Source organism: Amycolatopsis eburnea (assembly GCF_003937945.1).
Taxonomy (GTDB): domain Bacteria; phylum Actinomycetota; class Actinomycetes; order Mycobacteriales; family Pseudonocardiaceae; genus Amycolatopsis; species Amycolatopsis eburnea.
Window position 1 is genome coordinate 13,981 of sequence record NZ_RSEC01000009.1, and the last position, 20,212, is coordinate 34,192.

The following is a 20,212-nucleotide window of genomic DNA, read 5'->3' on the forward strand; positions in this document are numbered from 1 at the left end:
GTTCTAACCGCCCTAAACACTCACGACGACCTGACCACACACCAACCGGCGGCCTGGGCTCAGTCCCACTCCCACACCATCCCGTACACCCCCGGCTCGGCGTCCAGCACCGCGATGTGGCTGGTCAAGCTCGGCCCCACCGGCAGCTCCCGCGACCGCTCCCCGCCGGGGGAACCCTCACGCGGGTGGTGGTAGCGGTAGCACCGCACCGGCACCGCCGCCGGGTCGAACGCCGCCTGCAGCACGATTTGCCGCGCCGGCGCCCGGACGCCGAACTGCAGATAGCTCGTCTCCGGCGGCGCCCCTTCGTACCCGAACTCGAAGTCGAACACGTACGTCTCGCCCGCGCGCAGCGGGTAGTCGAAGCGCAGCTCCACGGCCACCAGCTCGGACGCCGGGTCGCGGCGGACGCGGCCGGGGCGGCAGCAGTTCGTCGCGCGCAGCTCCGGCCGGTGGCCGCCGCCCGTCTGGGGGCGGAAGAACGAGACCCAGCGGTCGACGCCGTCCTCGCGGCTGGTCACCACCAGCTCCGAGCGGACCGAGCGCTCGGTGCGGTCCGGGCCGAGCGTCGCGCGCTGGTGGACCGAGGCCAGTGCCAGGCGGGCGTTGCCGTCGAGGTCGATGCCGTCGCACGAGGCCAGCTCCGTCGGCTCGGACCCCAGTGCGCTGGCCAGGCTGACGCCGCCGGGCCACGGTGAGCGGGGGCGTGCGACCAACGTCGTCAACGCGTCCGCGGGCAGGCCGAGGCAGCCTTCCGCGACGCCGACCGCGTGCAGCGAGCGGTGCCCCTCCGGGTGGCGGCGGCCGCGGCGCCAGTAGCTCAGCGTCGCCAGGCTGACCTGGGCGCCGTGCGTCGCCATCCGGCGCTGCAGGGCCTCCAGGCTCAGGCCGCGGTGCCGGATCGCCGCGTCGAACGCCACGGCGAACGGTCCTTCCCGGACCGCGGTGGCGACCTCGGACGGCAGCGTTCCCATCGGGTAAGCATGAATTCTCGCGGAACAGCGCGCAACGAGGCCTGCCACCAAAGTAGGTGACAGGCCTCGCCGGGGGATCAACTGACCGTGAGCGCGGTGTCGTCGACGGCGAACGACGTCTGCAGCGACTGGTCCTCGGTCCCGGCGAACTTCAGCGTCACCGTCTGCCCGGCGAACGACGACACGTCGATCGTCTTCTGGACGTACGCCGAGTTCCGGTCGAGGTTCGAGTACGTCGCCAGCGTCGTCGAGCCGAGGGACACGACGAGCTTGTCGTAGGCGACGTTCTCGGTCTCACCGGTCCACACGCGCAGCCAGAACGTCAGGCTCGCGCGGCAGTTCGCGGGGATCGTCACCGACTGCGAAACCGTGTCGGTGTGCGCCGAACCCCAGCCGCCCAGCCACGAGTCGTAGCTGCCCGAGCGCGCCGGCGCCTGGCTGCCCCACTGGCCGATCGTGGTGTTCGGGTCGCTCCACGACGCCTTGCCGGACTCGAAGCCCGGGTTCTGCACCTGCTGCCCGCTGCACCCGCCCGGGGGAGGCGTCGTCGTGGTCGTCGGGGGCGTGGTGGTGGTCGGCGGGGTGTCCGTGCACGTCGGGTCGCCCGCCTGCGCCGGCACGCTCACCGCGTTCCACGCCGCCTTCACGGTGTTGAACTCGGTGCAGCTGCCCGGGTACAGGTTCTTCGCGGCCTGCAGCGTCCACGTGCGGTAGCGCAGGTAGCTGCTGCCGGACGTCTTCAGCTGGACGGCGCCGTGCATGATGTTGATCGCCTTGCGGATGCCCAGGCCGGTGATCGTCGTGTTGTTGCACGTCGAGCTGGCCGGCTGCCCGTTCGTCGGGTTGCTGCCCTCGGCGAGCAGGTAGAACCAGTGGTCGCCGGGCCCGGCCGCCTTGTGCACCTCCGCGTTCGGCGTCGAGCTGGAGTAGCAGTTCGGGTCGCCCACCTTGGACGGGTCGTACATGTAGCGGATCGCGCCGGTCCCGACCAGGTTGACCTCTTCGCCGATCGCGTAGTCCGGCGGGTCGTACTGCGACGGCTCGTTCGCGTAGAACTCCGTCGCGGTGCCGAAGGTGTCGGCGATGAACTCCTGCGTGCCGCCGCCGGAGAAGCCGCCGGAACCGGAGTAGTCGTCGATGCCGTGGCCCATTTCGTGGCCCAGGATGTCGAGCGAGCCGACCCATTCGCCGCTCGGGTTGTGCCCGAGGTTCACGTAGGCCGGGCGCGAGTTGTAGTAGTACGCGTTTTCGTCGTCGAGGCCGACGCGGATCTTCCACGCGCCGCCGTTGCCGGTGAAGCCGTTGCGGCCCACCCATTCCGAAAGCATTTTCTTCTCGGTCTGCGCGACGAACAGCGCGTCCGCGCAGCCGGTTTCGATGTTCGTGCCGGAGCCGTTGCCCCAGCTGTCGTCGGGCCCGGTCAGGACGGCGTCGGTGTTGTAGTTGCGGCAGTCCAGGTTGGCCGTGTTCGGGTCGGCCATCGAGTAAGTGCTGCCCGACTGCGTCGTGTTCAGAGCCAGCGGCGACGGGCCGTTCCACTTGCCGGTGCCGGTGCCCGCGGCGACGTGCTGCACGGTCCGCAGGACGCGGCCGTCCACGGCGTCGACGTAGACGCTCAGGCTGCTCGGCTCGCCGTGCTCGTCGGTGCCTTCGACGTTGCTTTCGTAGGCGAGCCGCCCGGCGCCGTCGGCGACGACGACGAGCTTCCCGCCGGGCAGGCTCTTCGGCCCGCGGACCTGCTTGCGCGCCACGGCCTCGGCCTGCCGCGCGGACAGCTTGGCGCCGTGGACGTCGAGGTCGCCGAGGGGTTGCTGCTGCGCGACGGACGTGGTCTTCACCGTCCCGGCCGCGTCGGTGGCGATGACCAGGTCGCCGCCGACCACGGGCAGGCCGTCGTAGGTGCGGTCGTAGACGACGTACGACAGCCCGCCGGCGGACCGCACGTCCCGCTGGACGAACTCGTCGTGCGCGCCGGCGAACAACGCGGCGGGGCGGGCCGCGACCAGGCTCGCGGCGGCGCCGGTGGCGTTGGCCTGCGCCTGCGCGGCGGAGGGCGGCGGTTCGGGCGTGGGCTGGGCGGGCGCGGCGACGGCGATGCCGACCACCACCATGCCCGCCGCCGTGGCGCCGCCGAGCGCGGCGAAGCGTTGCGGCAATCTCATGACGCTCCTTGGGAAAAACGCGAAGGGGAGGGGAGAACCCGATCGACGCTAATCGCGGAGCGGGGGCGTCAGAAGATTCATCACAGCACCGGATTTTCACGCCCGGTGCTGTGAAAGCGTGAAAACCTCAGAGCGTCTCGAAGCGAAGGCCCGCCTTGACGAGACGGTCGATGAGCGCGTCGCCCATCGCGGTCGCCGTGGTCACCTGGCCCGCCGTTTCCGGGAGCGCGTCGGTCGCCAGGCACAACGCCGATTCCGCGAGCATCTTCGCCGTTTCGTCGTAGCCGGGGTCGCCGCCGGACACCTCGGTGACGACCCGCTGGCCGCCGCCTTCGCCGACGAACCGCACGGAGAACCACGACCGCGCGCGGCGTTCGGGGCTCGGCCCGTCGCCGGGGGCGAGCAGCCGCGACAGCGCCCGCCGCGCCGGCGGCACCTGCGCCGCGGCCAGCAGAGCACCCGCGCCGGCCACGCCGCCTGCCAGGACCGGCAGGTGCTTGACCGCGGCGAAGTGCCGGTAGGTGAAGTCCGGCCCGTAGCGCTCGGACGCGGCCGCCGAGCGGCGGACGACCTCGGGGTCGATGGTCGGCAGCGGCACCGCCCACCAGCCGGCCCCGGTGACCCGGTGCGGGCGCCCGAGCGGGGCCCGCGCGAACCGGCCGGCGGGCCGCGGTTCGGCCGCCGCCCGCTCCTTCGCGACCCGCGCGCCGGCCGGCAGCCGGGACATGATGGTCAGCGCGCTGAGGAACGTGCCGCCGGACGGCACCGCGCCGGCCCGCACGTAGCCGTCGACCTTCAGCGGCACGCCCTCGGGCAGCTGCCGCACGGTGTAGCGGACGCCGAGGTCGTGCGGGATCGAGTCGAACCCGCACGCGTGCACCAGCCGGGCCCCGGTCTCGCGGGCACGCCGGTCGTGCGCGAGGTACATCCGGTCGACGAACTCGGGTTCGCCGGTCAGGTCGACGTAGTCCGTGCCGGCCTCGGCGCACGCCGCCACCAGCGGTTCCCCGTGCGTCAGGTACGGCCCGACGGTCGTGATGACCACTTTCGCTGATTCAGCTACGGCCTTCAGCGACGCGGGGTCCGCGGAGTCGGCGATCAGCAGGTCGAGAGTGGCGAACCGGTCGTCGATCCCCGCCAGGCGCGCCCGGACGGCTTCGAGCTTGCCGCGGTTGCGCCCGGCCAGTGCCCAGCGCAGGCCGGCGGGCGCATGGCGGGCCAGGTACTCGGCGGTCAGCCCGCCGGTGAACCCGGTGGCACCGAACAGGACCACGTCGTGCGCGCGCATCGCTTCTCCTCCTCCGACGTCGGGCCCGCCCAGGTTACCCGCCGGTCACTTCGGGGCGCCGGGTGAAGGTACCGGCGAGTACAGTCCCCTCGAACGCGAGGAGGCAACCCGTGACCGAACGCTTCGGCAGCTACCAGAACGAGATCTACCTGCAAGGACTCGGTGGTCAGCTGCCGCCGTGCTCGACCGACCCGACGAAGCTCGAGGCGTCGGCCCGCGAACTCATGGCGCCCGGTCCGTTCTCCTACGTCGCCGGCGCGGCCGGCTCCGGCGCGACCGCGCGCGCCAACCGCGAGGCGTTCGACCGCTGGCGGATCGTGCCGCGGATGCTGACCGGCGCCACCGACCGCGACCTGGCCACGACGGTGCTCGGCACCCGGCTGCCCGCCCCGGTGGCCGTCGCGCCGGTCGGCGTCCAGTCGATCGTGCACCCGGACGCCGAGTCCGCGACCGCCCGCGCCGCCGCGTCGGTCGGGCTGCCGTTCATCCTGTCCACGGCGTCCTCGACCGGCATCGAAGCCGTCGCCGCGGCCAACGGCGACGGCCCGCGCTGGTTCCAGCTGTACTGGCCCGGCGACGCGGACGTGTGCGCGAGCCTGTTGTCCCGGGCGAAGAGCGCGGGCTACACGGCGCTGGTCGTCACGCTCGACACGTGGACGCTCGCCTGGCGGCCGTCCGATCTGGACCAGGCGTACCTGCCGTTCCTCAAGGGCGAGGGGTGCGCCGTCCCGTTCACCGACCCGGTGTTCCGCGGCCTGCTGGAGAAGACCCCGGAAGAGGAGCCGAGCATGGCGATCCTGCGCTGGATCGGCATGCTGACCGGCACCGACCGGACGTGGGACCAGCTGCCGTTCCTGCGCGAGCACTGGGACGGCCCGATCGTCCTCAAGGGCATCCAGCACGTCGCCGACGCGCGCCGCGCGGCCGAGGCCGGGGTGGACGGCATCGTCGTGTCGAACCACGGCGGCCGCCAGGTCGACGGCGCGGTCGGCGCGCTGGAGGCGCTGCCCGGCATCGTCGCGGCGGTCGGCGACCGGCTGGAGGTGCTCTTCGACTCGGGCATCCGCACCGGCGCGGACGTCCTCAAGGCACTGGCGCTGGGCGCGCGGGCGGTGCTGGTCGGCCGCCCGTGGGTCTACGGCCTGGCGCACGCGGGCGAGGACGGCGTCCGGCACGTGCTGCGGAGCCTGCTGGCGGACTTCGACCTGACCATGGGGTTGTCCGGTCACCGCAGCCTCGCGGACCTGGGTCCGGACTCGCTCCGGCGGAGCTGAGGTAACGAATCGGGAAACCACGGGACAAGCGCGGTCCCGGTCGCTACCGTTCGGATCCCAATCGCGGGCCGTCGGGGGCGGCCGGCTCCCGTTTCCCTTTTCCCGTTGGGGGTTTTCCATGGCCGGAATCGCCATGCGCATCGGTGTCGTCTTCGCCGTCCTGGGCTTCGGCTCGCTGATCCTCGAGCAGTTCGACTACGAGTTCCGGCTGATCGCCTGGGCGTCGGACATGCAGCCGTGGTTCGGCATCGCCCTCGGCGTCGTCGGCCTCGCGCTGTGCGGCGTCTCGGCGCTGGCCGGCCGCGCCAAGGCCACGCCGCCGCAGCCCGCCGCGCCGCAGCAGCAGTACCCGCAGCAGCCCGGCCGGCCCGGCTGACGCCTGACCCGGGCGCCCTTCGGGGCGCTCGGGGTGGGGCCGGTCACGCGAGCGGGATATTGGGAGGCCGGGTTCGTCACGCACGGCTATCCTCGGACCGAGCATGTCCACGCCATCCCCCTTCGCAGCGCTGCGGGCGCGCCTGCCCGAGCTGATGCCGCGCGACGAACACCGTCTGCGCCGCCGGCTCGACGGCGCCCGCAAAGCCCGTGACCGCGACGCCGCCCTCGCGCGGATCGCCGCCGACGTCGAAAAGGCCGAGCTGCGCGTGCAGTCGCGGCGCGAGAGCGTCCCGAAGATCGAGTACCCCGAAGAGCTGCCGGTCAGCAAGCTCAAGGACGAGATCGCCGCCGCCATCGGCAAGCACCAGGTGGTGATCGTCGCGGGGGAGACCGGCTCGGGCAAGACCACCCAGCTGCCGAAGATCTGCCTCGAACTGGGCCGCGGCATCCGGGGCCAGATCGGGCACACCCAGCCCCGCCGGCTGGCCGCGCGCACGGTCGCCGACCGGATCGCGAGCGAGCTGAAGACCGAGCTCGGCGACGCCGTCGGCTACAAGGTCCGGTTCACCGACCAGTCCGGGCAGGACACGCTGGTCAAGCTGATGACCGACGGCATCCTGCTCGCCGAGATCCAGACCGACCGGTCGCTGCGCCAGTACGACACGCTCATCATCGACGAGGCCCACGAGCGCAGCCTCAACATCGACTTCATCCTCGGCTACCTCAAGCAGCTGCTGCCGCGCCGCCCCGACCTCAAGGTGATCATCACCTCGGCCACCATCGACCCGGAGCGCTTCTCGAAGCACTTCGACGACGCGCCGATCGTCGAGGTCTCCGGCCGGACGTACCCGGTCGAGGTGCGCTACCGGCCGCTGGTCGATCCCGACGACCCCGAAGGCGACGACGAGCGCGACCAGACCCAGGGCATCCTCGACGCCGTCGAGGAGCTGTGCGCCGAGGGTCCCGGCGACATCCTCGTGTTCCTCTCCGGCGAGCGCGAGATCCGCGACACCGCGGACGTCCTGAACCGCGCGAACCTGCGCAACACCGAGGTCCTGCCGCTGTACGCGCGGCTCTCGGCCGCCGAGCAGCAGCGCATCTTCCAGTCCCACACCGGACGCCGGGTGGTGCTCGCGACCAACGTCGCCGAGACGTCGCTGACCGTGCCGGGCATCAAGTACGTCGTGGACCCCGGCACCGCGCGGATCTCCCGCTACAGCCACCGGACCAAGGTGCAGCGGCTGCCGATCGAGCCGGTGTCGCAGGCGTCGGCGAACCAGCGCAAGGGCCGCTGCGGCCGGACCTCGGACGGCATCTGCATCCGGCTCTACTCCGAAGAGGACTTCGAGAGCCGTCCCGAGTTCACCGACCCCGAGATCCTGCGGACCAACCTGGCGTCGGTCATCCTGCAGATGACGTCGCTGGGCCTCGGCGACATCGCCGCGTTCCCGTTCGTCGAGCCGCCGGACCGCCGCCAGGTCACCGACGGCATCGGCCTGCTGATGGAGCTCGGCGCGTTCTCCTCCGCCGGCGCCGACCGCAGCCTGACCGACATCGGCCGCAAGCTCGCGCAGCTGCCGGTCGACCCGCGGATGGGCCGGATGGTCCTGGAAGCGGCGAAGAACGGGTGCGTCCGCGAGGTCATGATCATCGCCGCCGCACTGTCCATCCAGGACCCGCGCGAGCGGCCGGCGGAGAAGCAGCAGGCGGCCGACGCCCAGCACGCGCGCTTCGCCGACCCGACGTCGGACTTCCTCGCCTACCTCAACCTCTGGGAGTACGTCGCCGAGCAGCAGAAGGCGTTGTCCGGCAACCAGTTCCGCCGGATGTGCCGCACCGAGTACCTGAACTACCTGCGGTTGCGCGAGTGGCAGGACATCTTCAGCCAGCTCCGCCAGCTGGCCAAGCCGCTCGGCATCTCGCTGAACACGAACACGGCGCCGGTGGACCCGCAGCGCGTGCACACGTCGCTGATCGCCGGGCTGCTTTCGCACATCGGGCTGAAGGACCCCGCGAAGGGCGACTACCTGGGCGCGCGCGGCGCCCGCTTCGGCGTGTTCCCCGGCTCGGCGCTGTTCAAGAAGCAGCCGCGCTGGGTGATGTCGGCCGAGCTGGTCGAGACGTCGAGGCTGTGGGCGCGGGTCAACGCGCGCATCGAACCCGAGTGGGTCGAGCCGCTGGCCCAGCACGTCGTCAAGCGGACCTACTCCGAGCCGCACTGGGAACGCAAGCAGGGCGCGGTGATGGCGACGGAGAAGGTGACGCTGTACGGCGTCCCGCTGATCGCCGACCGGCGCGTCAACTACGGCCGGATCGACCCGGAAGTGTCGCGGGCGATGTTCATCCGGCACGCGCTGGTCGAGGGCGACTGGCAGACGCGGCACCACTTCTTCGCCGAGAACCGGGCGCTGCTGGAAGAGGTCGAGGACCTCGAAAACCGCGCGCGGCGGCGCGACATCCTCGTCGACGACCAGACGCTGTACGAGTTCTACGACGCCCGCGTCCCGGACGACGTCGTTTCGGTGCGGCACTTCGACAGCTGGTGGAAGAAGGCCCGGCACGAGCAGCCGGACCTGCTGTCGTTCGAGAAGTCCATGCTCATCAACGAAACCGCGGGCGGCGTGCGGGAGTCGGACTACCCCGACTCGTGGACCCACGGCACGCAGGTCTTCAAGCTGACCTACCAGTTCGAGCCGGGCGCGGACGCCGACGGCGTCACCGTGCACGTCCCGCTGCCGGTGCTCAACCAGGTGACGCCGGACGGCTTCGACTGGCAGGTAACGGGTCTGCGCGCGGAGCTGGTCACCCAGTTGATCAAGTCGCTGCCGAAGGCGTTGCGGCGCAACTTCGTCCCGGCGCCCGACACCGCCCGCGACGTCCTTTCGCGAGTGTCCCCTTCGGACGGTCCGCTGCTGGAGGTGCTCGGGCGCGAACTCCGGGCGCTGCGCGGCATCACGGTGCCCTACGCGGACTGGGACCTTTCGTCGGTGCCCGAACACCTGAAGATGACGTTCCGGGTGGTCGACGAGCGCGGCAAGAAGGTGGCCGAAGGCAAGGACGTCGAGGAGCTGCAGCGGCGGCTGGCGCCGAAGGTCCGCGCGACGATCTCCCAAGCGGCCAACACCCTGGAGAAGGCCGGGCTGACGAAGCCGTCGTTCGGGTCGCTGCCGAAGGTGTTCGAGTCGACGCAGCGCGGCCACGACGTCAAGGCGTACCCGGCGCTGGTCGACGAGGGCACGTCGGTGGCGGTGCGCATGCTGGACACGCCGGGCCAGCAGACCCACGCGATGTGGGCGGGCACGCGGCGGATGCTGCGGCTGAACCTGAACTCGCCGATGAAGTTCATCACGAGGTCGCTGTCCAACTCCTCGAAGCTGGTGCTGAACCGCAACCCGCACGGCAGCGTCGCGGCGTTGCTCGAGGACTGCGTCGACTGCGCGGTGGACGCCCTGATGGCGGCAGGCGGCGGCCCGGCCTGGGACGAGACCGGGTTCAAGGTGCTGCTGGAGAAGGTCCGCGCGGGCCTGCACCCGGAGGTCCTCGGGGTGCTGACGGACGTCGAGAAGATCCTGCGCGCGGCGAACGACGTCGAGGTCCTGCTCCCGGCCACGCGCGGCCCCGCGGAGTCGCTCGCCGACATCCGCGCGCAGCTCGCCGCGCTGGTCTACCCCGGCTTCGTGACGGAGACGGGCGCGGCCCGGCTGCGGAACGTGGTCCGGTACCTGCAGGGCATTTCGCGCCGGCTGGAGAAGCTGCCCACGGAGCCGACACGCGACCTGCAGCGGACGGCCGACGTCGCGTGGATCCAGGCCGAGTACGCCGACGCGCTGGCTTCGCTGCCGCCAGGGACGTCGTCGCCGGCGTTGCGCGAGGTGCGGTGGATGATCGAGGAGCTGCGGGTTTCGTTCTTCGCGCAGACGCTGGGGACCGCGCACCCGGTGTCGCTGAAGCGGATCACGAAGGCGATCGACGACGCTCTCGCGTGAGCTGCACTCAGGTGATGACGGCGAATGCCAGTGCGATGAAAGCCGAAGCCATTGCCGCTGCGGCCAGGTAAAGGGCCACTGCTCCTCGCGGTCTGCTGTACTGTCCTCGGGCTGGGCCGGACCAATAGGCGCGTGTGCGGACGAGGTCTCGTTTCCGCCGCTGATGCCACGGCCACGACGCGACGGTCGATGTCGGGCACCAGCCACGAGATCAGCACGACGGCGGCTCCGGCCACCACTGCCGAATCAGCTTCCTTCTGCCGACGCGTCCGCCTCGTGTTGTTCGAACTATTCGTTGGAGAGCAAGGCCGACAGTCCCGCGCGGATGATTCCGGCAGCCGCGGTTCGTTTCGGCGAACATGTGCCGTCACTTCGCGTCGGCGTACGTGTCCACCGGGGCGATGTGCAGCGGGAACCGCACCGGGCAGGCCGGGCCGAACAGCATGCGCGCGGCTTCCGCCACGCTGTCGGTGATCGCCGTTGTCACCTCCTCCGCCAGCTCCGCCGGGGTGTGGACGATGACCTCGTCGTGCTGGAAGAACACCAGGTGCGCGGGGGCGGGGAGGCGTTGCCGCAGCGTCGCCAGCATGACCGCCGTCATGTCGGCCGCGCTGGCCTGGACCACGAAGTTGCGCGTGAAGCGGCCCCAGCCGCGGGAGGCGCGGCGGGCCTTCAGCTCCGCTGCCTCGTCCGAAGCCAGGCCGCCGGTCAGCGCGCGCCACGCCGCGGACGGGGCCGGGGACGTGCGGCCCAGGCGGGAGCGGACGCGCTCGCCGCGTTCGCCCGCCTGGGCGGCTCGCTCCACATAGGACACCGCGGCCGGGAACCGCTGGCGCAGCAGGCCGAGCAGCGGACCCGCCTCGCCGGACGTGCCGCCGTACATCGCCGACAGCATCGCGATCTTCGCGCGGGCCCGGTCGTCCCGGTCGTCGCCGGTGGCCGGGACCCAGCGGGCGCCCGAGAACAGCGCCTCGCCGAGGCGCGCGTACAGGTCCGTCGCCGCCGCGACGTCGGCCAGGCGCCGGTCGCCCGACAACGCCGTGAGCACCCGGGGCTCCAGCTGGGCCGCGTCGGCCACCACCAGCTTCCAGCCCGGGTCCGCCCGGACGCACGTGCGCAGCACTTTCGGGATCTGCAGTGCTCCGCCGCCCCGGCTGGCCCAGCGCCCGGACACCACCCCGCCCACGACGTAGTGCGGGCGGAACCGCCCGTCGGTGACCCACTCCTCGAGCCACGCCCACCCGTTCGCCGTGAACAGCCGCGAGAGCTCCTTGTACTCCAGCAGCGGCCCGACCGCCGGGTGGTCGATCCCCTTCAGCAGGTACTTCCGCGCCGCCGGCACCTCGATCCCGGCCCGCGCCAGCGCGCGGACCACGCTCGGCGGCGAGTCCGGGTTCACCGGCCGGCCGCCGAACGCCTCGCTGATCTTCGCCGCCAGCTCCACCAATGCCTTCGGCCGCTCGCCGGGGCGCACCCGCGGCCCGAGCCGGGAGACCAGCAGCGCCTCGTGCAGGTCGGCCCGCCAGGGCAGCCCGTCGGCCGACATCTCCACCGCGGCCAGTGCGCTCGCCGACTCGGCCGCCAGCAGCAGCCGCATCCGGTCGGGGTGCTCGGTCGCGGCCACCCGCCGCTCCTGCTCGGCCAGCACGCGCCGGACCGCCGTGACGACCGTCACGCCCTCGGGCAGCGTCGGCACCCTGGTCTCGAACAGCGTCGGCTGGGCCGACTCGACGGCCGCCGAATCCGGGGGCGGTTCCTCGCCGTTCGCCCTGGCCCAGGCCGCGCGCAGGCTTCGCGACTGCTCTTCCGCGCCCTCGTACGCCAGCAGCAGCCCCTCCGCCAGCGCGACGTCGTAGCAGCGGCGCACCCGCACGCCGGCCGCGACGAGCACCGGGTACGTCGACTCCGCCGACGGGAACACCCACCGGGGCTCCAGCGACGCCTCCAGCTCCCGCGCCGACCTCGCGAAACCCGCCTCGTCCAGCCCCGTCAGCGTCGACGACGGCGTGTGCACGGTGAAGGTCCCGTCCTCCTCACGTCCCGCGATCACCTGCACGAAGACATTGTGCCGACCACCACCGACAGTTTCCGCGCGCTCGCGAGTGGTGCGTTCGGCCCACGGTTGGTTTACTCTCCAGTAGCTCCCATACCGCCGGTACGCCCGCCGTCGGCGTGGGCTCTCTTCCCCGCAGCAACGGAGGTGCCTGGATGAGCCTGGTCGAGCTCGCCACGCAGATGGCGGACAAGGTGGCCGAAACGGCCCGCAGCGTCGACGTGATGCGGCGCGCGGGGCTCGTCCCCTTCCCCCGGCTCGACGAGGGGGTCCGCTCGCTGGTGGCGATCCGCAAGTTCGGGCCCTTCGCCGGCGCGAACCACATCTCCGCGCGCCGCGACCCGACCGCCGTCGGCATCGTCGACGAGCTCGGCCCGCTCACCTACAAGCAGCTCGACGACCAGTCGAACGCGCTGGCCAGGGCGTGGTCGGAGCGCGGTATCGAGCCCGGCCAGGTCGTCGCCGCGCTCTGCCGCGACCACCGCGGCCTGGTCCTCACGATGGCGGCGGCCGGCAAGCTCGGCGTCCGCCTGCTGCTGATGAACACCGGGTTCGCCAAGCCGCAGCTGGCCGACGTCGCCAAGCGCGAAGGCGTCACCGCGCTGATCTACGACCAGGAGTTCACCGGGCTGCTCGACGCGATGCCCGAGGGCGTCGACCGCTACCTCGCCTGGGTCGACCCGGACAGCGACCTGACCGACCGGACCGTGCCGGTGCTCAGCGAGATCATCGCCAGCACCGACGACCGGCCGTGGCCGGCGCCGGCCAAGCCGGGCGGGTTCGTCCTGCTGACCAGCGGCACCACCGGCACGCCGAAGGGCGCGCCGCGGCCGCACACCTCGGCGCTGGCGTCGGCGCAGTTCCTCGACCGGATCCCGCTGCGTGCCAACGAGGCCACCTACATGGGCGCGCCGCTGTTCCACGGCACCGGGCTCTCGCAGTTCATCCTGTCCTTCGCGCTCGGCTCGACGGTCGTGATGCGCCGCAAGTTCAGCCCGGAGGAGGCGTTGCGCGGCGTCGCCGAGCACGGGTGCACCGCGCTCGTGCTGGTGCCGACGATGCTGCAGCGGATCGTCGACCTGCCGAAGGAGATCCGCGAGAAGTACGACACGTCGTCGCTGCGGATCATCTTCGTCGCCGGCTCGGCGCTGTCGCCGGACCTGGGCAACCGCGCGAACGAGGCGTTCGGGCCCGTGGTGCACAACCTGTACGGCTCGACCGAGGTCGCGGTGGCGACGGTCGCGACGCCGGAGGACTGGCGGAAGGCCCCGGGCACGGTCGGCCGCGCGCCGGTCGGCTGCAAAGTGGCGCTGTACGACGAAAAGGGCCGCAAGATCACCGAGCCGCACGTGACCGGCCGCGTGTTCGTGGGCAGCGGCCTGAGCTTCGGCGGCTACACCGACGGCCGCCACAAGGAGATCATCGACGGCTTGCTCTCGAGCGGCGACGTCGGCCACTTCGACGAGGACGGCCTGCTCTTCATCGACGGCCGCGACGACGAGATGATCGTCTCCGGCGGCGAGAACGTCTTCCCGATCGAGGTGGAGAACCTCCTGGTGGAGCGCGAAGACGTGCTCGAGGCGGCGGTGATCGGCGTCGAGGACCCGGAGTTCGGCCAGCGGCTGAAGGCGTTCGTGGTGCTCGCCGACGGCGTTTCGCTGGACGCCGACGAGGTGCGGGACTACGTGAAGGCGAACCTGGCGCGGTACAAGGTGCCGCGGGACGTCGAGTTCCTCGACGAGCTGCCGCGCAACGCGACCGGGAAGGTGTTGCGCACCAAGCTTTCCTGACGTCGTCAGCGGCGGCGCCAGGCTTCGATCAGCTCGCGCAGGCGCCGCGCGGCGGCGCCGTCGCGGGCGAAGAGCACGGCGGCGAGCACGCCGAGGGCGGCCACGGCGACGATCGCGGCCGGCCACGTGACTCCGGTGTTGAGGAAGGTGGCGGCGACCGCGCCCAGGGACAGGGCGGTGCTCTGACCGGCTCGTCCGCGTCTCCGGAGTGTCCAAGCCAGACCGGGCATCGCGACGGCCAGCCCGGCCACGAACCCGGCCCGGCGGCGTCGCGTGGGCAGCGTGGCGATTTCGCCCGCCCATTCGGCGAGCCACCGGGACCGCGCGGCTTTCGGGAGCAGGAGGGCGCTGACCGCCAGCACCCGCGGTGGGCGGGCGAGCACCCCGGACGCCAGTGCCGACAGCTCGCGGCCGACGTCGGGCAGGTCGAGCCGCACGGCGATGGGGACGAGGGTTTCCAGCGTCTCGGCCGACTTGAGGCGCCGCTTGGCGGGGTCGAGGTGCTGGATGGTGCGCAGGTTGTGCAGGCGGTCGGCCAGCTTCAGCCGCAGCACGCCGTCCGAAGCGGACTCGAGGTCCTGCGTGGCTTCGAGCCGGTCCAGGCCGGCGAGCAGCGCGGCCACCGGCGCGCCGAACGGCCCGGGGACGGGTGCGTCGTGCAGCAGCCCGGCGCAGACGAGGTCCCGGCTGCCGCGCTGCCGGGCCAGGATCGTGGCGACGGCGACGGGGTGCGTGAGGTAGGGGTCACCGCTCTTGCGCAGCTGCCCGCGGTGGACCTCCGCGGCGTACCGGTAAGCGCCTTCGAGGAAGCGCACGTCTTCGGCGGGCAGGTACGCCGACACCGCCGCGGCCAGGGGGTCGGGCAGCTCCACGTCAGAACCCTCCCTCGGTCAGCAACCGCCGGGCGCGGCCGCTCTGGCGCCGGTATGCGGCCTGGGAAAGCACTCGCCGCGCCGCCGAGACGCCGTCCGCCGTGAGGCGGTACAGCCGCCGCCGCGGACGGCCCTCCGACTCGTGCACGGCGGGGTCTTCCCACTCGCTCGTCAGCCAGCCGGCGCCCTCCAGCCGGGCCAGGATCTGGTACACCGTCCCGGATTTCAGCCCGACGGCGTGCATCAGGTCGAGCCCGTACCGCGCTTCGGCGGGGTCCTTGACCAGCTCGTCGAGGACCAGGGCGGTCTGGAGTGTCATCCTCGGCATAGCTCTTATTTTACATAGCTGGCGAGCTGCGGAAACGCGTCCGAACGGGGGATGTCATGAAAGGGTCGTTCATCTCACCAGACGCCATGAACGACCCTTTCATCTCCTCTGACGATGCTGTTGGCGACGTCGGGGTTCGCGCCGACTGGAGTGGCCACCATGCCGACCGGAGCGGCCAACACAACGACCGGAGCGGCCAACACGTCCGGGTCTCCGGTGTGTTGGCCGCTCCGGTCGCTGAACTGGCCGTTCCGGGCGTTGAGTTGGCCGTTTCGGACGATCCGCCGCCACATCTGATCGACACCGGTAGCGCGGCCGCTCAAGTGACTTTGCCGGAGCCCTGTCGTCTGGCGAGGTGAACGACCCTTTCATGACGTTGCCGGCGGCCGAACGGGTCAATCCCAGTCGATGCCGAAGACCCCGGGCCCGAAGTCGAGCGCCACCGCGTGCACCCCGTCGCCGCCGTCGAGCTTCAGCGGGCGGCGCGTGAGGGAATCCGTCGACCCGTTGTGCGAGTACTGCCAGCACCGCTCCGGCGCGGTGCCCGGCGCGAACCGGACCTCCAGCAGGTACTCCCGCACCGGGCGGCGGAACTCGCGGTAGTGGGTGTTGCGGCACTCCGGGTACGGCGGCCCGCTGTTCGTCAGGGTGTACTCGATCAGGTGCGTCTCGCCGCGGTTGATCGGCTGGTCGAAGAGCAGTTCGGCGACGATCAGGCCGTGGGCCTCGTCGACCTCGGCGCGGCCGACGCGGCAGTTGCGGACCGCGTGCAGGTCCGGCGCGCCCGCCGCCGGGTCGTCCTGGGTGTACACGAGCAGCCAGCGGTCCTGGCCGTCGGAGACCGCCTGGAAGACCGCGCGGGCGGTCACCGCGCGCTGGCCGCCGTCCGCGGCGATCTCGCACAGGTCGTGCAGCCCGACCAGCTTCAGCGGGTGCTGGCGCTCCAGCGCGTTCGGGGCGCCGACCTTGTCCAGCAACGGCTGCAGCACCTCGCGCGGGAACGACATCGGCTCGCCGCCCGCGTGGCGCTTCCCGGCGCCGCCGCGGGGCCGCGGCGGGGGCAGCAGGCCGAGCAGCGCGCCGGCCGGGACGTCGAGGATCTCTTCCAGGGTCCGGACCGCGGACAGCGAACTCTGCCGTTCGGGCTGGCGCTTGCCGGACTGCCAATAGCTGAGGGCGGTGACGCTGACGACGACCCCGCGCGCCCGCAGCCGGGCCTGGATCCGGTCGAGCGAGAGCCCGCTCGTCGCGATGGCCGCGCGCAGCTGCGTGGCGAACGCGGTGCGCCCGTTCTCGTCGCCCGCCGTGCTGCCCGCCATTGCCGATCCGCCCCGTGTCGTCCCCCGACGATCCCCGACACGGAGCACGTTAGCAGGATTACCCACCCCGTCCGCGCCCCTGATCGCCGGGCGGTCCGCTGGGTCGAACGGGCTAGTACTGGCAACTGTGAACCATTGCCCCCGCCAGGCCGGACACGCTTTCATGACTTGCCTGCGCCGGTGGCCCCGCCTCCCCCTCACGGACCACCCCGGCGCGGGCCGAACAGCCGTGCGGAACGGCTCCGGTTCACCCGGCCGCGTTGTGCGACCGGCCGGTGTGGCCGCGCGATGACCGGTGGCCCGGCGACGCCCCCAGCGCCGGGCCACCGGTCTTATTACCAACGGGTAGCATCCGGGCATGGTTCTCCGGAAGAACATCCTGATCACCGGCGCCAGCAGCGGGTTGGGCGAGGGCATGGCCCGGCAGTTCGCGGCGAAGGGGCGCAACCTCGCGCTGTGCGCCCGGCGCACCGAGCGCCTCGAAAACCTGGCCAAGGAGCTCGAGGAAGCGCACCCCGGGATCAAGGTCGTCACCCGCACCCTCGACGTCACCGAGCACGACCGCGTGTTCGCCGTCTTCGAGGAGTTCCGCGCCGAGCTGGGATCCCTCGACCGGGTGATTGTGAACGCCGGGCTCGGGAAGGGGCAGCCGATCGGCAAGGGCCGGTTCGACGCCAACCGCCAGACCCTCGAAGTCAACTTCGTCGCGGCCGCGGCCCAGATCGAAGCCGCCGCCGGGATCTTCCGGGAGCAGGGCGCCGGGCACCTCGCGGTGGTCTCGTCGTTCAGCGCCATCCGCGGGCTGCCGGGCAACCTCACCGCGTACGCCGCTTCGAAGGCCGGGATCTCGGCCTTCGTCGACGGCACCCGCCTCGAGCTCAAGCGCAAGGGCATCACCGTCACCGACGTCCGGCCGGGCTACATCGAGTCGGAGATGAACGACCGGCTCGGCAAGAACCCGTTGCTCGCCAGGGCGGAGAGCGGCGCCCGGGCGCTGGTGAAGGCGATCGAGGCCGAACCGCGCCGCGCGTACGTCCCGGCCTGGCCCTGGGTGCCGCTGAGCGTCGCCATGCGCGTCGTGCCCGCCTCGGTGCTGCGGAAGTTCGCATGACCACCGTCGAGGTGCGCGAGGAGGACGCCTTCGACGTCACCGCGGTGCACGCCTGGCTGACGGCCAAGGTCGACGGGCTCGGCGCCGAGCCGCCGCACGTCCGGCAGTTCCCCGGGGGTGCGTCGAACCTGACGTACCTGCTGACCTACCCGGACCGCGAGCTGATCCTGCGCCGCCCGCCGGCCGGGCACAAGGCCGCGTCGGCGCACGACATGCGGCGCGAGTACCGGGTGCAGCACGCGCTGAAGCCGGTGTTCCCGTACGTGCCGCGGATGCTTGCCTTCGGCGACGACGAGAGCGTGCTCGGCGGCGACTTCTACGTCATGGAGAAGCTCGAAGGCCTGATTCTGCGCGGCGACCTGCCCGCCGGGCTCGACCTGAGCGCGGAGCAGGCGCGCGAGCTGTCCGGCAAGGTCGTGGACCGGCTGGTCGACCTGCACGCGGTCGACGTCGGGGCGGCGGGGCTGGCCGACCTCGGCAAGGGGGCGGGCTACGTGGAGCGTCAGATCCGGGGCTGGTCGGACCGGTACGTCGCGGCGCGCACGGACAACGTCGGCGACTTCGCCGAGGTGCGCTCGTGGCTGGCGGAGAACCAGCCCGCCGAGGTGAAGATCTGCCTGATCCACAACGACTACCGGCTCGACAACCTGGTGCTGGACGGCCCGGCGACGCTGAACATCACCGGCGTGCTCGACTGGGAGATGGCCACCCTCGGCGACCCGTTGATGGAGCTGGGCAGCATGCTGGCCTACTGGGTCCAGGCCGATGACGACGACGTGATGAAGGCGAGCCGCCGCCAGCCGACGCACCTGCCCGGGATGTTCACGCGCGAAGAGTTCGTCTCGCGCTACGCGGAGAAGACCGGGCTGGCCGTGGGCGACTGGCGGTTCTACGAGGTCTACGGCCTGTTCCGGCTCGCGGCGGTGCTGCAGCAGCTGTACCGGCGTTACCGCGAGGGCGCCACCCGCAATCCGGCGTTCAAGAACTTCTGGCAGTTCGTCGGCTACCTGGACTGGCGTTGCCGGGAAATCATCGCGAAGGGAAGCGTGTAGTGGGCGCGATCTACCTGGTCCGGCACGGTCAGGCCTCGTTCGGCGCGGCCGACTACGACGCCCTGTCGCCGCGGGGCTTCGAACAGTCCACTGTGGTCGGTGCGGAGCTGTTGCGCCGCAACGTATCCTTCAGTCAGATCCGGTCCGGCTCGCTCGCGCGGCAGCGGGACACCGCGGCGACGGCGCTGAAGGTGCTCGGCAGCGACGTCCCGGTGGTCGAGGACCCGCGCTGGAACGAGTACGACCACGTCGACATCGCGCGGTACCACGCCGGCGGCGCGCCACAGGAGGATTCCCGGGCGTACCAAGGAGTTCTCGACGCGGCGCTGACCGCGTGGACGTCCGCGGGCACCGGCGGCCCGTGCGCCGAGACGTGGCCCGCGTTCCTCGCCCGGTGCCGTGACGCGCTTTCGGACCTGGTGGCGTCCCTCGGCAAGGGGGAGAACGCGCTCGTGTTCACCTCGGGTGGCGTGATCGCGACGGTCTGCGGCCTGCTGATGGGCACGCCCGAAGCCGGGCTGCTGAAGCTCAACCGCGTCACCGTCAACGGCGGCATCACGAAGCTCGTGTCGGGCCGCGGCGGCGTGACTCTCTTGTCCTTCAACGAACACCCGCACTTCGAAGCCGACGCGGCTTCGCTGCTCACCTACCGGTAGGAGGCGTCCGATGCGGTTCGGCGAGGTCACGATCCACCCGGTGAACGGCCACGGCCCCGAAGACGTCGTGGTCGACGGCGAAGGCCGGACCTACACCGGCGTCGACGACGGCCGCATCCTGCGCCTGTCCCCGGACGGCAAGCGCATCGACGTCCTCGCCGACACCGGCGGCCGCCCGCTCGGGCTGGAGCTGTACGGCGAGGACGAGCTGCTGATCTGCGACGCCCGCGCCGGGCTGCTGGTGGTCCCGCTGGCCGGCGGGACGCCGTCGGTGCTGGCGACTTCCGCGCTGGGCCTGGACTTCGTGTTCTGCAACAACGCGGCGGTGGCGTCGGACGGGACGGTGTACTTCACGGATTCGTCCCGCCGCTTCGGCATCGACAACTGGCGCGACGACCTGATCGAGCAGACCGCGGGCGGCCGCCTGCTGCGCCGCGCCCCGGACGGCTCGATCGACCTGCTCCTGGACGGCCTCCAGTTCGCGAACGGCGTGGCGCTGGCTCCGGACGAGTCCTTCGTGGCGGTGGCGGAAACGGGCGCGTGCCGGGTGTCGCGGGTGTCCCTTTCGGACGGTCGAGCGGATGTGCTGGTCGATGGGCTGTGGGGCTTCCCGGACAACATCTCGACGGGCACGGACGGGCTGATCTGGATCACGCAGGCGTCACCGAAGGTCGCGGCCTTGGACGTGGTGCGCCGGCTTCCGGCGTTCGTGCGGGCGGGCGTCCGGCGGCTGCCGACGGCGCTGCAGCCGAGCCCGGGCCGCGAAGTGGGTGTGCTGGGTGTCGACGCCGAGGGTGCGGTGGTGCGTGAGCTGCGCGGCGAGATCGACGGCTTCCACATGCTGGTGGGCGTCCGGGAGTGGCAGGGACAGCTGTACTTCGGCTCGCTGGAGGAGAACGCGATCGCGGTGACCGCCGCCGTCGGGTGACCACTACGGCACGGTCACGCGCGCGATCGACCCGAGCGCCC

15 protein-coding genes are annotated in these 20,212 nt (G+C 71.9%); 8 read left to right on the forward strand and 7 right to left on the reverse strand.

Features of this window, described 5'->3' with window-relative positions; all coding sequences use genetic code 11:
* Positions 1-59: 59 nt before the first annotated feature.
* The 3 genes from EIY87_RS02520 to EIY87_RS02530 form a co-directional block, all read right to left on the reverse strand.
* Complete coding sequence (locus tag EIY87_RS02520; protein ID WP_125306031.1) at positions 60-974, reverse strand: hypothetical protein; 915 nt, start codon at positions 972-974, stop codon at positions 60-62.
* A 77-nt stretch (positions 975-1,051) separates the two neighbouring features.
* The gene (locus EIY87_RS02525) at positions 1,052-3,136 is read right to left on the reverse strand and encodes a M4 family metallopeptidase (protein WP_125306032.1); all 2,085 of its coding nucleotides are present in this window, start codon (positions 3,134-3,136) and stop codon (positions 1,052-1,054) included.
* A gap of 127 nt (positions 3,137-3,263) precedes the next feature.
* Complete coding sequence (locus tag EIY87_RS02530) at positions 3,264-4,424, reverse strand: saccharopine dehydrogenase family protein (protein ID WP_125306033.1); 1,161 nt, start codon at positions 4,422-4,424, stop codon at positions 3,264-3,266.
* Between the two features lie 110 nt (positions 4,425-4,534).
* On the opposite strand from EIY87_RS02530, the gene EIY87_RS02535 reads away from it, so the two are divergent.
* From EIY87_RS02535 to hrpA, 3 genes are all read left to right on the forward strand, one after another.
* Positions 4,535-5,698, forward strand: coding sequence for a lactate 2-monooxygenase (locus tag EIY87_RS02535; protein WP_125306034.1), 1,164 nt, complete (start codon positions 4,535-4,537; stop codon positions 5,696-5,698).
* Positions 5,699-5,816: 118 nt separating this feature from the next.
* Positions 5,817-6,074 (forward strand): hypothetical protein, encoded by a 258-nt coding sequence (locus EIY87_RS02540; protein ID WP_125306035.1) that lies wholly within the window; start codon positions 5,817-5,819, stop codon positions 6,072-6,074.
* Between the two features lie 103 nt (positions 6,075-6,177).
* Positions 6,178-10,062: an ATP-dependent RNA helicase HrpA gene (gene hrpA, locus EIY87_RS02545; protein WP_125306036.1), complete on the forward strand. Its 3,885-nt coding sequence runs from the start codon at positions 6,178-6,180 to the stop codon at positions 10,060-10,062.
* A 367-nt stretch (positions 10,063-10,429) separates the two neighbouring features.
* Here the strand turns inward: hrpA and EIY87_RS02550 are convergent, their stop codons facing one another.
* Positions 10,430-12,118 carry a bifunctional 3'-5' exonuclease/DNA polymerase gene (locus EIY87_RS02550; protein ID WP_125306037.1) on the reverse strand — a complete coding sequence of 563 codons (1,689 nt, stop codon included), beginning with the start codon at positions 12,116-12,118 and terminating at the stop codon, positions 10,430-10,432.
* A gap of 152 nt (positions 12,119-12,270) precedes the next feature.
* Between EIY87_RS02550 and EIY87_RS02555 the strand changes: the two genes are divergently transcribed.
* Entirely contained in the window at positions 12,271-13,905 is a 1,635-nt protein-coding gene (locus EIY87_RS02555; RefSeq protein ID WP_125306038.1) for an acyl-CoA synthetase, read from the forward strand.
* A gap of 5 nt (positions 13,906-13,910) precedes the next feature.
* Here the strand turns inward: EIY87_RS02555 and EIY87_RS02560 are convergent, their stop codons facing one another.
* The 3 genes from EIY87_RS02560 to EIY87_RS02570 form a co-directional block, all read right to left on the reverse strand.
* The gene (locus tag EIY87_RS02560) at positions 13,911-14,777 is read right to left on the reverse strand and encodes an HD domain-containing protein (protein WP_125306039.1); all 867 of its coding nucleotides are present in this window, start codon (positions 14,775-14,777) and stop codon (positions 13,911-13,913) included.
* A gap of 1 nt (position 14,778) precedes the next feature.
* A complete protein-coding gene (locus EIY87_RS02565) occupies positions 14,779-15,105 on the reverse strand; it encodes a PadR family transcriptional regulator (protein ID WP_225439647.1) in 327 nt (108 codons plus the stop codon).
* A 395-nt stretch (positions 15,106-15,500) separates the two neighbouring features.
* Complete coding sequence (locus tag EIY87_RS02570; protein ID WP_125306040.1) at positions 15,501-16,424, reverse strand: hypothetical protein; 924 nt, start codon at positions 16,422-16,424, stop codon at positions 15,501-15,503.
* Positions 16,425-16,782: 358 nt separating this feature from the next.
* On the opposite strand from EIY87_RS02570, the gene EIY87_RS02575 reads away from it, so the two are divergent.
* Genes EIY87_RS02575 through EIY87_RS02590 form a run of 4 tightly spaced genes read left to right on the forward strand, consistent with a single transcriptional unit; the run spans position 16,783 to position 20,171 of the window.
* Positions 16,783-17,535, forward strand: a complete 753-nt coding sequence (locus EIY87_RS02575) for an SDR family oxidoreductase (RefSeq protein WP_125306041.1) — start codon at positions 16,783-16,785, stop codon at positions 17,533-17,535.
* Positions 17,532-18,587 (forward strand): phosphotransferase family protein, encoded by a 1,056-nt coding sequence (locus EIY87_RS02580; RefSeq protein WP_125306042.1) that lies wholly within the window; start codon positions 17,532-17,534, stop codon positions 18,585-18,587. Before EIY87_RS02575 ends, EIY87_RS02580 begins: the two co-directional genes overlap by 4 nt.
* Positions 18,587-19,243, forward strand: a complete 657-nt coding sequence (locus tag EIY87_RS02585; RefSeq protein ID WP_125306043.1) for a histidine phosphatase family protein — start codon at positions 18,587-18,589, stop codon at positions 19,241-19,243. The genes EIY87_RS02580 and EIY87_RS02585 overlap by 1 nt, the downstream gene beginning before the upstream one ends.
* A 10-nt stretch (positions 19,244-19,253) precedes the next feature.
* Positions 19,254-20,171: an SMP-30/gluconolactonase/LRE family protein gene (locus EIY87_RS02590; RefSeq protein ID WP_125306044.1), complete on the forward strand. Its 918-nt coding sequence runs from the start codon at positions 19,254-19,256 to the stop codon at positions 20,169-20,171.
* Positions 20,172-20,212: the final 41 nt, after the last annotated feature.

Coding starts and splice junctions, on each gene's coding strand:
- EIY87_RS02520 (WP_125306031.1), bottom strand. CDS start 974: ATGGGAACGCTGCCGTCCGAGGTCGCCACCGCGGTCCGGGAAGGACCG.
- EIY87_RS02525 (WP_125306032.1), bottom strand. CDS start 3,136: ATGAGATTGCCGCAACGCTTCGCCGCGCTCGGCGGCGCCACGGCGGCG.
- EIY87_RS02530 (WP_125306033.1), bottom strand. CDS start 4,424: ATGCGCGCGCACGACGTGGTCCTGTTCGGTGCCACCGGGTTCACCGGC.
- EIY87_RS02540 (WP_125306035.1), top strand. CDS start 5,817: ATGGCCGGAATCGCCATGCGCATCGGTGTCGTCTTCGCCGTCCTGGGC.
- hrpA (WP_125306036.1), top strand. CDS start 6,178: ATGTCCACGCCATCCCCCTTCGCAGCGCTGCGGGCGCGCCTGCCCGAG.
- EIY87_RS02555 (WP_125306038.1), top strand. CDS start 12,271: ATGAGCCTGGTCGAGCTCGCCACGCAGATGGCGGACAAGGTGGCCGAA.
- EIY87_RS02565 (WP_225439647.1), bottom strand. CDS start 15,105: ATGCCGAGGATGACACTCCAGACCGCCCTGGTCCTCGACGAGCTGGTC.
- EIY87_RS02570 (WP_125306040.1), bottom strand. CDS start 16,424: ATGGCGGGCAGCACGGCGGGCGACGAGAACGGGCGCACCGCGTTCGCC.
- EIY87_RS02575 (WP_125306041.1), top strand. CDS start 16,783: ATGGTTCTCCGGAAGAACATCCTGATCACCGGCGCCAGCAGCGGGTTG.
- EIY87_RS02580 (WP_125306042.1), top strand. CDS start 17,532: ATGACCACCGTCGAGGTGCGCGAGGAGGACGCCTTCGACGTCACCGCG.
- EIY87_RS02590 (WP_125306044.1), top strand. CDS start 19,254: ATGCGGTTCGGCGAGGTCACGATCCACCCGGTGAACGGCCACGGCCCC.